This is a genomic window from Ruegeria sp. N10 (assembly GCF_056531545.1).
In genome coordinates, this window is the sequence record NZ_JBQFLY010000006.1 from 114,493 (window position 1) to 125,569 (window position 11,077).

Here is an 11,077-nt window from a genome sequence, read left to right on the forward strand (position 1 = left end):
TTTTGTTTTCCATTATCCAACAAGTCAAACACGCGAATTGGGATTCTGAGACTCATGGCTGAATACAAGCACGGCGAAATGAACATCGATGTTCAAACCAAAACTTTCAACGGTTTCATCAAAGCCACCACCTGGTGTGTGGTTGCAATCGCCTTGTTGTGCCTGTTCCTGGCAGTTTTCGCCTCGTAAGCAACTCGGGGGCGGCTTTGCTCAGGATATTGACTGCGTGCCTTGTGGCCGCAACGTTGGCTGGTTGCGCTGCATCACAGCGCCCGCAAGCGGATCAGACTGAAATTACGTCCCGCTCCTATCGCGATCCGGGGCCATCGACCCTGACCTTGTACACGATGATCAGCACCCGGACTGGTTCGGGTGCGCATACGTCGCTGATGATCAGTGGCAGTGAGCGGGTTATTTTCGACCCGGCAGGATCGTTCCGGGCGGATGTTGTACCGATCAGGAACGACGTGCTGTACGGAATCACTCCGAATGTCGAACGTGCGTATCGCAGCAGCCACGCCCGCGAAACACATTATGCGCGCATCCAGACGATCGAGGTCACTCCGCAACAGGCCGAAATTGCGTTGCAACTGGCCAAGCAGATGGGCCCGGTGGCTGGTGCTTTCTGTGCGAACTCTACTTCGCAACTGTTGCAGCAGGTTCCGGGGTTCGAACAGATCACGACTACATTCTATCCGGTCAAACTGTCGGATCAGTTTGGAGCGTTGCAAGGTGTTCAATCGGCGGAATACCGTGAAAACGACGACGCGGACCTGCAAAAGGGACTGGCGTTCAACAATGCGCGCCTGAACCAGCTGGACGCGGCTTCATCCAACTAGATACAGCAATGTGTAAAGTGTTGCCGCCCCGGTAAAAATGGCCGCCAGCACGTTCTTGGTTAGAATGCCCACAGACAATGCAACCGCTGCGGCCGACATACGGGGTATATCCGGTTGTCCTTCGGTGGCCGCAGGCCAAACCACCAGCGGCGCGATCAGTGCGGGCAGGATGGCCACGGCTGTATATCGAAGGTGACGTAACAACCAGGGCGGCATTGGGCGATCACCGACGAGACCGATAAAGGTAAAGCGCAAAGCATAGCTGCCCACCGCAAGACCCACGATGATGATCCATATTGTTGTCTGATCGATCTGGTTCATGGCGTGTTCCGCTTTAGCATCAATTCCGCCTGCGCGCCGGCCATCATCCCTGCAGCGCCTGCGATCAGCAGGCCCAGATTGAACGGCACACTCACGGTCAGCAGGGCAACGACAATGGCGACCAGGGCGGCGATGACATGGGCCAGCGTACGCATCATTGGTCCGATCATCGCCAGAAAGGTGATCGGCAGGGCAAAGTCCAGCGCCCAACTCTCTGGGATCTGAGCGCCCAGCACGGCACCCAGACAGGTTCCCAGAACCCACAGCGGTGTGATCGGAGTGACCGAACCCAGGAAATAGGCCATTCGCTGGGGGATCGTTAGATCAGGCTCTTTTTCGAACTGCGCGATTGAACAGGCGTAAGACTGATCCACGATCAGGTAAGCCGCACATGCTCTTTGCCACAAGGGGGCGGCACCCAAGAACGGCGTCAGCGATGCGGAATACATCGCAACCCGCAGGTTCACTGCCAGGGCAGAAATCAAAACGATGATTGTAGGCGTTTCATCCTGCAGAAGTTGCAGAGCTGTGAACTGCGCCGCGCCAGCAAAAACGGTGACGGAGAAGGCAATGGTCTGCACGATATTCAACCCGGCTTCTGTCGCGAAGACACCAAACAACAGGCCAAAAGGCACAGCCACGAAGACAAACGGCGTGCCGTCGCGAAAACCTTTCCAGAAGTAAGACTTGGATGTGGCAGAGGCCATGGCTAAATCCTATGGTGACGCCAGCAGCAGTATCGGTCTTGTGGAGGGGTTGCAATTGGTCACCGAAACCGACGTGTCAGACTATGTAATCGCTCCTGATCCGGGCGCGGCCCGCTTGACCCGTGCCGTCGAGGGGGTGGACCAGAATGGCGAGGTCAGTCAGATTTCAGTGGTTGAAGAGCGCCCACTGACGATCTTCCTCAACGCGCAGGAAATTGTGACGGCGATGACGATTGGCGACTATCCCGAATATCTGGCGCTGGGTTTCCTGCGAAATCAGGGCATGTTGCTGGCCGATGATGAGATTACCCGTGTCGATTACGATGATGATCTTGAAACCGTTGTTGTCCGCACCGCACGCGCGACTTCGTACGAGGACAAGCTGAAGAAAAAGACGCGCACCAGTGGCTGCGCTGTGGGAACGGTGTTCGGGGACATGATGGAGGGTCTTGAGGGCGTTCAGCTGCCGCAAGTGCAGGTGCGTACCTCGTGGCTTTACGAACTGGCGGCCAAGATCAATCGCACCCCGTCGCTTTATCTTGAGGCCGGGGCAATTCATGGGACTGTATTGTGCCGCGAAAACCGTCCGCTGGTTTATATGGAAGACGTGGGTCGCCATAATGCCGTCGACAAGATCGCAGGCTGGATGCTGTCCGAGGGGGCGACGGCAGAGGACAAGATCCTCTATACCACCGGTCGCCTGACATCCGAGATGGTGATCAAAACGGCGATGATGGGTATTCCTGTGTTGGCGTCCCGTTCCGGCTTCACCGCCTGGGGTGTCGAGATCGCGCGTGAGCTCGGCCTTACGCTGATCGGCCGGATGCGCGGACAGCGCTTTGTTTGTCTTTCCGGTGAGGAACGGTTGGTTCGCGATGTGGACCCGTCGACGGTTGTGGCCGAAGACAGGAAACACCGGCGGAAGAGTAGCCAATGAGTGATGAAAACAAAAAACCTCTCGGCGTCATCCTCGCAGGCGGGCAGGCCACCCGGATGGGTGGTGGTGACAAAGGTTTATTGCAGATTGGCGGGCGGAGCCTGCTGTCCCATGTCGTTGATCGGCTGTCTCCTCAAGTCGGTGGTTTGGCCCTGAACGCAAATGGTGACCCCGAGCGTTTCAGCGATTTGACGCTACCCGTTCTGCCTGACACGATTGAAGGCTTCGCTGGCCCTTTGGCCGGTGTTCTGGCGGGGCTCGACTGGGCGGCAGATCAGGGGGCCGACAGTATCGTAACGGCTGCCGCAGATACACCGTTCTTCCCGCGTGATTTGGTGGCGCGCCTGCAAGAGGCGGCAGAGGGGCAGGTGCATCCTCTGGTCTTGGCCACTACTCCGCGAACGGGCGACGAAGCGCTGAAATCCGGAGGGGGCAGGCGGGTCAACCGGCACCCGACCTTTGGGCTCTGGCCTGTGGCTCTGCGCGATGATCTGCGGGCGGCTCTGACGGACGGGTTGCGCAAGGTCGTGCTGTGGACTGATAAACATGACGGACGCGAGGCTATGTTCCAGGCTGACCCGTTTGATCCGTTCTTCAACGTCAATACACCTGACGATTTGGACCGCGCCCGGACACTGTTGGAGCAGGTATGAGAGTCTACGGTGTCACTGGCTGGAAAAACGCAGGCAAAACCGGGCTGATGGAACGGCTGGTGACCGAGATCACGGGGCGGGGTTTTACCGTCTCAACTGTCAAACATGCGCATCACGGCGTCGATGTGGACCAGCCGGGCACGGACAGTCATCGTCACCGCGTTGCTGGTGCCAGCGAGGTGTTGCTTGCGTCGGGGCAGCGCGTCGCCTTGATGCAAGAGCTGCGCGGTGCGCCCGAGCCAACTTTGGCCGAATTGCTGGCGCGGCTTTCTCCGGTTGATCTGGTGCTGGTCGAAGGCTTCAAGCGGGAAGGTCACCCAAAGATCGAGGCGTTTCGCGCCGAGGCGGGAAACCCTTTGATCGCGATTGAAAACGATACCGTTCGAGCCGTTGCCAGCGACACGGCGCTGGAACTGGATTGCCCGGTTTTCGACTTGAATGATACAGTCAGGATCGCGGACTTCATATTGGATGAGGTCGGTTTGTGACCCTGTTCCAGACCTTTGCCATGGTGGACTGGTCTGGTGGAAATGACACCGGGCCAACACCGCGCAAAGACGCGATCTGGGTCTGTATTGCGCGTGAAGGGCGGGCACAGGGACCTGAATACCTACGCAACCGGGCGCTTGCCGAGGCGTGGCTGGATGCCCTGATCCACACCGAACTGAAAGCAGGCCGACGCCTATTTCTGGGGTTTGACTTCCCTTTTGGATACCCGAAGGGTTTTGCCCGCGCGATGACCGGAACGGATGACCCCTTGGTCTTGTGGGATTGGTTCGAACAGCATGTCGAGGACGGTCCGAAAACGAACAATCGTTTCGACTTGGCAGGCCGGATCAATCGACAATTCGGAGGAAGAGGCCCATTTTGGATGAATGGCCTTGGGCGCGAAATTGATGGTTTGCCGCGAACCAAGACGGGCTATTCCAATCCGTTTTCCGACCGTCGTGCGGTTGAAGCCTCGGCAAAAGGCAGTTTCACCTGCTGGCAGATGGCGGGTGCAGGCGCGGTCGGTGGGCAGGTGATGATGGGGCTTCCAGTCCTAAGCAGGCTCCGCCATCGCTTTGCCGGACAAGTCGCGGTCTGGCCGTTCGAGCCGTTGGATAAACCCGTCGCCTTTGTGGAGATCTGGCCGTCGCTCACCTTGGGAGCGCAACCAGATGGGCGGATCAAGGATGCTTGGCAAGTCGAACAGGTCGCCTTGACTCTGTCGCGTTTGACAGAGCAGGAGTTGAATGCGCAATTAGATGTTTCTGCGGCAGAGGAAGGCTGGATATTGGGTGTTACACAGAACAAGCCGAACATAGCCCCGCCACCGTTGCGCAACGATTGTTTTGCGCTGCCAGCGGGTGTGGAGTGGACGCCGGTTGATGACGCCTTGGCCTATTTGCGCGACAGGTTGCATCCGATTACCTCGGTTGACACGGTCGCGCTGAATAAGGCGAGTGGGCGCATTCTGGCAGAAGATGTTACAGCCCAACGTTCCAACCCGCCGCAACCGAATACAGCCGTGGATGGGTTCGGGTTCGCTGGTCCGGTTTCAGATGGGCCACAGATCCTGCCGCTGGTCGATGGGCGCGCAGCAGCCGGTATCCCGTTTGAAGGTGACGTTCCCGTGGGCCAGGCATTGCGCGTTCTGACGGGTGCGGCGCTGCCTGACGGGGTGGATACGGTTATTCTGGAAGAAGATGTCACAGTTAAAGACGGGCATATCGCGTTCCATGGTCCGCTGAAAAAGGGGGCAAATACCAGGCAAGCGGGCGAGGATGTGGCCGCAGGCGATCTGGCCCTGCCTACAGGGCGCCGATTGACACCGGCTGATCTTGCGCTGCTCACCGCTTTGGGCATTGCCGAGGTGAATGTGCGCAAGCCGCTGCGTGTCGCCGTGGTATCGACCGGTGATGAACTGGTCGACGCCGGAGAGTGCGCCGGACCGGGTCAGATATTCGACGCCAACCGCCCGATGCTGTTGTCTCTGGTCGAAAGGCTGGGGTTTGTACCTGTGGATATGGGGCGTGTTTCAGATGATCGGGACGCCCTGCGGGAACGGCTGGATCAGGCTGCGGAACAGGCAGATGTGATACTGACGAGTGGTGGCGCATCTGCTGGTGACGAAGACCACGTATCTGCCTTGCTGCGCCAGGCGGGGGCGATGCAACACTGGCGGATCGCCTTGAAACCCGGTCGCCCTCTGGCTTTGGGGTTGTGGTCCGGAACCCCAGTCTTTGGACTGCCCGGCAATCCCGTTGCCGCCTTGGTCTGCACCTTGATCTTTGCGCGACCGGCGCTGGGCCTGATGTCTGGCGAAGGCTGGATCGAGCCGCAAGGGTTCGAAGTGCCCGCTGCCTTTGAAAAACGCAAGAAACCGGGCCGCCGCGAATACCTGCGCGCGCGCATACGGGAAGGCCGGGTTGAAGTCTTCAAGTCAGAAGGGTCGGGCCGGATCAGCGGGCTCAGCTGGGCCGAAGGGCTGGTCGAAATAGAAGATGGTGCCCGGCATATCCAACCCGGTGATATGGTTCGGTTTATCCCGTATGGCAGTTTTGGGTTGTGAAAATAACGGTCTCACGCGGTTTTTCTGATGCGGAACGCCCACTGGTGGCGACCCTGTTCTGGCAGGCATTTTCGGCGAAAATGAACAAAGTCATGGGTCCGGATGAAAAGGGGCTGGCTTTTTTCGAAACTTCGTTGAACCCGGATTTCGCGCTTGTTGCACGGGACAAGGAAGACCGGATTTTGGGGCTTGCAGGTTTCAAGACACGCGATGGTGCATTGGCCGGAGGCGGAATGTCAGACCTAGCAAAGGTCTATGGCTGGCTTGGGGCCATTTGGCGCGCCCTCATCCTCAGCATTTTGGAGCGCGAACTGAAACCAGGCGTGTTTCAGATGGATGGCATATTTGTGGCCGCGGGCTCGCGTGGCAAAGGGGTTGGTACTGCCTTGCTGGGTGCCGTTAAGTGTGAAGCGCGGAAACAAAACATGTCAGTGGTTCAGCTTGACGTTATCGACACAAACCCCCGCGCCCGCGCTTTATATGAGCGCGAAGGATTTCGGGCTGTGGGTGAAGAAAAAACTGGGCCTTTAAGTTATGTGTTTGGTTTCAGCAGCGCGACCAAGATGTCTTGGATCGTTTTGCCTGATTAATCAAACGTCCCGGCTACGCGCCCCAGCAACATGAACGCCCGCGCGGTGCGGGTCTCACCCAACGCGCTCAGTTCTGCATCGCTTGCGGTGGGCTCGAACTCGGCCATCATCTTGTCGAAGCGGCGAAGAAAATGGTGGGCGGCGTCGCGAAAAATGGGATCCTGTTTCATCCGCGCAGCTGTCAGCGCCAGCGAGGACCGGTCGCGTACACCCCCCAGCGAGGCGACAGCGCGACCCCGCGCGCCCTGCGCGAACTGACGCCAGATTTCGGGCCGGGCCATGTCAGGACGCAGGTCGTCCATGTAGATGCCTTCCTGGCTGAGCAGTGTAAGAACATCCTGCGAGGCTTGCACGATCTGCGCCGTCTTGCGGTCTTTCAGCGCCACGCGCAGGGCGTTGAACCCTTCGGTGTCATTCTGAGTTTCCGGGAAGTTCAAGGCGCGGATAAAGATATCGGTGCTCAGCGGTGGCGCAATTTCTTCCGCAGATGTGCCCAGTTCAAGCGAGGTTTGAGCACCCGCAACGAGTGGTTTTGCAGGGGCGTAAGGGGGCGTTGTGCGCTTGGTCGAAAATGTTGCCAGCGTGCTTTCGGTTTTTCGCGTCGCGGCTGCGATCTCATCCAGTTTCTTTGCTACCGTAGGTTCGTAGGTGCTGGATGCGCGCTGCTGCTGCGCCACATAAGCCTGGCGGATCGCATCAATCGCAGTTTGCAGCCGCGCGCTTTCCTCGCGCATCACGCGGCTGGCACGCATGGCAGTGGCCGCGACCCAGATCATCGCCACAGGCATGAAAACGGCCAGAAAGGTGACAACAAAACCACCGCTCTGCGCCTTATCTGGCAACACCAGAAAAACAACCGACACCACCAGCCAAATCAGGCTGAGCACCAGTGCGGCAATCTCAATCTCGGTGACAGACGGCGCCTTTGGGCGGTCATAGATGCCCAGCGAAGTCGGTCTTTCAGTTTCCGGGTCAGGTTTGGGCCCCGACATTACATGCGCTCCGGTCAGGCGTACTTGATACTCAGAATTTCATAAGAGCGCACGCCGCCAGGGGTGCGCACCTCGACACTGTCACCTTCGTCCTTGCCGATCAGGGCGCGGGCGATGGGGGATTTGATATTCAAAAGGCCAGCTTCGATATTGGCTTCATATTCACCGACGATCTGCCACGTCTTTTCTTCGTCGGTATCCTCGTCAACCAATGTAACCTTTGCGCCAAACTTGATCGCGCCGGACAGTTTTGCAGGGTCAATTACATCCGCCAGCGACAGGATACCTTCCAGTTCCTTGATGCGACCTTCGATAAACCCCTGCTTTTCGCGGGCTGAATGATATTCGGCGTTTTCTTTCAGGTCGCCAAGTTCTCGCGCCGATGCGATGGCTTCGATGATCGCAGGGCGTTCGACGGATTTGAGGTTCTTCAGCTCAGCTGCGAGTGCGGCATTGCCCGCAGGCGTCATAGGGATCTTTTCCATACTCTCTACGTCCACGCATAAACTGACTCGCCCCGCCGCACAGAAGCGTCGGGGCGAGTCCTAGGTTGACGATTACCTGACCCAAATACCACGTGAATTGCAAGAGGTGTCAGCAGGTGCAGCGATCAATTCGCAACATCGTGCCGTCTGGATTGTTTCGGGTGTGGCCTGTGGCGATGGTCCGGTTGCCCGCCCTTGCACCATCGCCTCGAAGGCGTGCAGAGCCACAGCATCTCAATCATATTGAACCACTTCAAACTCGATGCCGTTGTCATCCCTGAAATAGAACCGACGCCCCGGTTCGTAATCGGCATGATTATGGGGTTCGAACCCGGCCTTGCGCACCTTGGCCTCGGTTGCGTCGATATCTTCGACCAGAACACCAACATGGTTCAGCCCGCCGACAACATCGTAGCTGCTTTCGACCAATGGTTTCGGCGCATCGGGTTTGTAAAGCGCAAGATAGGTGTGGGCCGATCCGACATGCACTGTATATCCGCCTGAGTTTGCGGGCCCTTCCCACCGTGTTTTCCAGCCAAAGACCTGCTGCATCCAGGCGGCTGAGGCCTGTGGGTCGCTGACAGTGAAATTGGTATGCTCAAGCGTTGCCATCATGGGATCTCCTTTTTGGCTTGTTTCGACTCACCGTAATTTCTAAACCTAACTTTAGGTCAAGGTATTTCTTCGAGGGTGACATGGCTGTTTCAGAAGGGTTGGCAATCGGGGTATTGGCCCGACGTACGGGGTTGGCCGTTTCAGCGATACGGTATTACGAAGCACAGGGTTTGATTGCGCCCTGGCGCAATGCGGGTGGGCAGCGACGTTACCAGCGGGCAGATATCCGGCGGCTGAGCTTTGTCATGATCGCGCAGCAGTTCGGCCTGACTTTACCTGAAATCCGCGAGGTCTTGTCGGGCTTGCCGGGAAAGCGAACACCGACACCGCAGGATTGGAAAGCCATAAGCGTGCGGTTGCGCACTCATCTGGACCAGCGAATCGATACCCTGATGCGATTGCGCGACAATCTGGACGGCTGCATCGGATGCGGATGCCTCAGCTTGCCGAAATGCAAGCTTTATAACCCCGATGACAGGGCAAAATCCCATGGTAGCGGCCCCAGATACCTGATGGGTGATGCACCAGAGGACTGATGTGTCGAATAGCGCCCTTGTTACGCCGTGTTTCGATTGACCAAAGTCTTTCTGACCATGTAATCAGCCGTGAAACAAAATTGCGCAGATCCTACAGTGACAGCGCCAATTCGGAAAGTAAGCTAGGGAGCCCGCGATGGCCGAGATTGAACGCGAAGCAATGGAATATGACGTGGTGATCGTAGGCGCAGGTCCTGCGGGCCTGTCGGCGGCCATTCGACTGAAACAGTTGGACGCGGATCTGAATGTTGTCGTGTTGGAAAAAGGCTCAGAAGTGGGCGCTCATATCCTGTCTGGCGCAGTTCTCGATCCCTGCGGGCTGGACGCTTTGATCCCGGATTGGAAGGCAAAAGGTGCTCCGCTGAACGTGCCGGTGCATGAAGACAATTTCTACATGTTGGGTGAGGCAGGCAAAATCCGAATCCCCAACTTCCCGATGCCGCCGCTGATGAACAACCATGGCAACTATATCGTGTCGATGGGCAATGTCTGCCGCTGGATGGCCGAGCAGGCCGAGGAGCTGGGCGTAGAAATCTTCCCCGGCATGGCATGTTCCGAACTGGTTTACGGCGATAACGGTGAAGTCAAAGGCGTGGTGGCCGGTGTCTTTGGTCTGGAAGCGGACGGCTCTTATGGCCCCAATACCGAGCCGGGTATGGAACTGCACGGCAAATACGTCTTCCTGTCGGAAGGTGTGCGCGGCTCACTGTCCAAGGAAGTCATCGCCAAGTATGACCTGTCTGCCGGCAAAGAGCCGCAGAAATACGGCGTCGGCATGAAAGAGATCTGGGAGATCGATCCGGCAAAGCACAAGGAAGGTACGGTCACGCACACAATGGGCTGGCCTCTGGGCGGCAACGCAGGCGGCGGGTCGTTCATCTATCATCTTGAAAACAATCAGGTCTATGTCGGCTTTGTGGTTCACCTGAACTACAAGAACCCGCACCTGTACCCCTACATGGATTTCCAGCGCTTCAAGCATCACCCGATGGTGGCCGAGCTGCTGAAAGGCGGCAAGCGCGTGGCTTACGGTGCCCGTGCGATCACCGAAGGCGGCCTTCAGTCGATGCCCAAGCTGGTGGCGCCGGGCGTGGCGCTGCTGGGCTGTTCCGCGGGCATGGTCAACGTGCCGCGCATCAAGGGCAACCACAATGCGATGCTATCGGGCAAGGCTGCCGCCGAGGCCGCCTATGACGCGATCAAGGCTGACCGTTCGGGCGATGAGCTGACCGCTTACGAGGCCGATGTTCGCAATGGCGCGATTGGCAAGGACCTGAAGAAGGTGCGCAACGTCAAGCCGATGTGGTCCAAGTGGGGCATGATCCCCTCGCTGGTGCTGGGTGGCCTGGACATGTGGACCAACACATTGGGCTTTTCGTTCTTTGGTACGCTGGGACACGGCAAGAACGATGCCCAGTCGACTGAGGAAGCCAGCAAGCACAAGCCGATCGATTATCCCAAGCCCGATGGGACGCTGTCCTTTGACCGTCTGACCAACGTGTCCTTTGCGGCAACCAATCACGAGGAAAGCCAGCCCTGCCACCTGCGCCTGACGGACCCGGATATCCCGGTCAAGGTCAACCTGCCCAAGTTCGACGAACCGGCGCAGCGCTATTGCCCGGCAGGCGTGTACGAAATGGTCGAGGATGACAACGGTCCGCGATTCGTCATCAACTTCCAGAACTGCGTTCACTGCAAAACCTGCGACATCAAGGATCCAAGCCAGAATATCACCTGGACCACGCCGCAGGGTGGCGACGGACCAAACTATCCGAACATGTAAGCAAAAAACCGGTAATGGCAGGGTCGTGAAGGCTCTGCCATTGCCTCTTGCCGACCGAAGCCCTA

Annotated in this window: 14 protein-coding genes; 9 read left to right on the plus strand and 5 right to left on the minus strand. The window is 57.9% G+C overall.

Annotated features, from left to right (window positions below; all coding sequences use genetic code 11):
• Positions 1-54 precede the first annotated feature (54 nt).
• Positions 55-189 carry an aa3-type cytochrome c oxidase subunit IV gene (locus ACR0JI_RS10540; RefSeq protein WP_267364539.1) on the plus strand — a complete coding sequence of 45 codons (135 nt, stop codon included), beginning with the start codon at positions 55-57 and terminating at the stop codon, positions 187-189.
• A 17-nt stretch (positions 190-206) separates the two neighbouring features.
• Positions 207-839 (plus strand): hypothetical protein, encoded by a 633-nt coding sequence (locus ACR0JI_RS10545; protein ID WP_480494339.1) that lies wholly within the window; start codon positions 207-209, stop codon positions 837-839.
• Here ACR0JI_RS10545 and ACR0JI_RS10550 read toward each other — a convergent pair.
• Both ACR0JI_RS10550 and ACR0JI_RS10555 read right to left on the minus strand, forming a co-directional pair.
• Positions 828-1,160, minus strand: a complete 333-nt coding sequence (locus ACR0JI_RS10550; RefSeq protein WP_209506607.1) for an AzlD domain-containing protein — start codon at positions 1,158-1,160, stop codon at positions 828-830. The two genes, ACR0JI_RS10545 and ACR0JI_RS10550, sit on opposite strands and share 12 nt — an antisense overlap.
• Positions 1,157-1,867: an AzlC family ABC transporter permease gene (locus tag ACR0JI_RS10555; RefSeq protein WP_480494338.1), complete on the minus strand. Its 711-nt coding sequence runs from the start codon at positions 1,865-1,867 to the stop codon at positions 1,157-1,159. The genes ACR0JI_RS10550 and ACR0JI_RS10555 overlap by 4 nt, the downstream gene beginning before the upstream one ends.
• On the opposite strand from ACR0JI_RS10555, the gene ACR0JI_RS10560 reads away from it, so the two are divergent.
• The 5 genes from ACR0JI_RS10560 to ACR0JI_RS10580 are packed head-to-tail and all read left to right on the plus strand — an operon-like array spanning position 1,866 to position 6,601.
• Entirely contained in the window at positions 1,866-2,804 is a 939-nt protein-coding gene (locus ACR0JI_RS10560; protein WP_480494336.1) for a formate dehydrogenase accessory sulfurtransferase FdhD, read from the plus strand. The two genes, ACR0JI_RS10555 and ACR0JI_RS10560, sit on opposite strands and share 2 nt — an antisense overlap.
• Complete coding sequence (gene mobA, locus ACR0JI_RS10565) at positions 2,801-3,457, plus strand: molybdenum cofactor guanylyltransferase MobA (protein ID WP_480494334.1); 657 nt, start codon at positions 2,801-2,803, stop codon at positions 3,455-3,457. The genes ACR0JI_RS10560 and mobA overlap by 4 nt, the downstream gene beginning before the upstream one ends.
• On the plus strand, positions 3,454-3,945 hold the full coding sequence (mobB, locus tag ACR0JI_RS10570) for a molybdopterin-guanine dinucleotide biosynthesis protein B (protein ID WP_480494332.1): 492 nt from the start codon (positions 3,454-3,456) through the stop codon (positions 3,943-3,945). Before mobA ends, mobB begins: the two co-directional genes overlap by 4 nt.
• Positions 3,942-6,011: a molybdenum cofactor synthesis domain-containing protein gene (locus ACR0JI_RS10575; protein ID WP_480494330.1), complete on the plus strand. Its 2,070-nt coding sequence runs from the start codon at positions 3,942-3,944 to the stop codon at positions 6,009-6,011. Before mobB ends, ACR0JI_RS10575 begins: the two co-directional genes overlap by 4 nt.
• Entirely contained in the window at positions 6,008-6,601 is a 594-nt protein-coding gene (locus tag ACR0JI_RS10580) for a GNAT family N-acetyltransferase (RefSeq protein WP_480494328.1), read from the plus strand. Before ACR0JI_RS10575 ends, ACR0JI_RS10580 begins: the two co-directional genes overlap by 4 nt.
• Here the strand turns inward: ACR0JI_RS10580 and ACR0JI_RS10585 are convergent.
• From ACR0JI_RS10585 to ACR0JI_RS10595, 3 genes are all read right to left on the minus strand, one after another.
• On the minus strand, positions 6,598-7,593 hold the full coding sequence (locus ACR0JI_RS10585) for a hypothetical protein (RefSeq protein WP_480475021.1): 996 nt from the start codon (positions 7,591-7,593) through the stop codon (positions 6,598-6,600). The genes ACR0JI_RS10580 and ACR0JI_RS10585 overlap by 4 nt on opposite strands.
• Before the next feature lie 14 nt (positions 7,594-7,607).
• A complete protein-coding gene (gene greA / locus ACR0JI_RS10590; RefSeq protein WP_209506599.1) occupies positions 7,608-8,078 on the minus strand; it encodes a transcription elongation factor GreA in 471 nt (156 codons plus the stop codon).
• Positions 8,079-8,312: 234 nt separating this feature from the next.
• Positions 8,313-8,693 (minus strand): VOC family protein, encoded by a 381-nt coding sequence (locus ACR0JI_RS10595; RefSeq protein WP_480475023.1) that lies wholly within the window; start codon positions 8,691-8,693, stop codon positions 8,313-8,315.
• A gap of 80 nt (positions 8,694-8,773) precedes the next feature.
• Between ACR0JI_RS10595 and soxR the strand changes: the two genes are divergently transcribed.
• Both soxR and ACR0JI_RS10605 read left to right on the plus strand, forming a co-directional pair.
• Entirely contained in the window at positions 8,774-9,229 is a 456-nt protein-coding gene (gene soxR, locus ACR0JI_RS10600; RefSeq protein WP_480475025.1) for a redox-sensitive transcriptional activator SoxR, read from the plus strand.
• Positions 9,230-9,365: 136 nt separating this feature from the next.
• On the plus strand, positions 9,366-11,012 hold the full coding sequence (locus ACR0JI_RS10605) for an electron transfer flavoprotein-ubiquinone oxidoreductase (protein ID WP_480475027.1): 1,647 nt from the start codon (positions 9,366-9,368) through the stop codon (positions 11,010-11,012).
• The last annotated feature ends 65 nt before the right edge of the window (positions 11,013-11,077 follow it).

Coding starts and splice junctions, on each gene's coding strand:
- ACR0JI_RS10555 (WP_480494338.1), bottom strand. CDS start 1,867: ATGGCCTCTGCCACATCCAAGTCTTACTTCTGGAAAGGTTTTCGCGAC.
- ACR0JI_RS10605 (WP_480475027.1), top strand. CDS start 9,366: ATGGCCGAGATTGAACGCGAAGCAATGGAATATGACGTGGTGATCGTA.
- mobA (WP_480494334.1), top strand. CDS start 2,801: ATGAGTGATGAAAACAAAAAACCTCTCGGCGTCATCCTCGCAGGCGGG.
- mobB (WP_480494332.1), top strand. CDS start 3,454: ATGAGAGTCTACGGTGTCACTGGCTGGAAAAACGCAGGCAAAACCGGG.
- ACR0JI_RS10560 (WP_480494336.1), top strand. CDS start 1,866: ATGGCTAAATCCTATGGTGACGCCAGCAGCAGTATCGGTCTTGTGGAG.
- ACR0JI_RS10550 (WP_209506607.1), bottom strand. CDS start 1,160: ATGAACCAGATCGATCAGACAACAATATGGATCATCATCGTGGGTCTT.
- ACR0JI_RS10595 (WP_480475023.1), bottom strand. CDS start 8,693: ATGATGGCAACGCTTGAGCATACCAATTTCACTGTCAGCGACCCACAG.
- ACR0JI_RS10585 (WP_480475021.1), bottom strand. CDS start 7,593: ATGTCGGGGCCCAAACCTGACCCGGAAACTGAAAGACCGACTTCGCTG.
- greA (WP_209506599.1), bottom strand. CDS start 8,078: ATGGAAAAGATCCCTATGACGCCTGCGGGCAATGCCGCACTCGCAGCT.
- ACR0JI_RS10540 (WP_267364539.1), top strand. CDS start 55: ATGGCTGAATACAAGCACGGCGAAATGAACATCGATGTTCAAACCAAA.
- soxR (WP_480475025.1), top strand. CDS start 8,774: ATGGCTGTTTCAGAAGGGTTGGCAATCGGGGTATTGGCCCGACGTACG.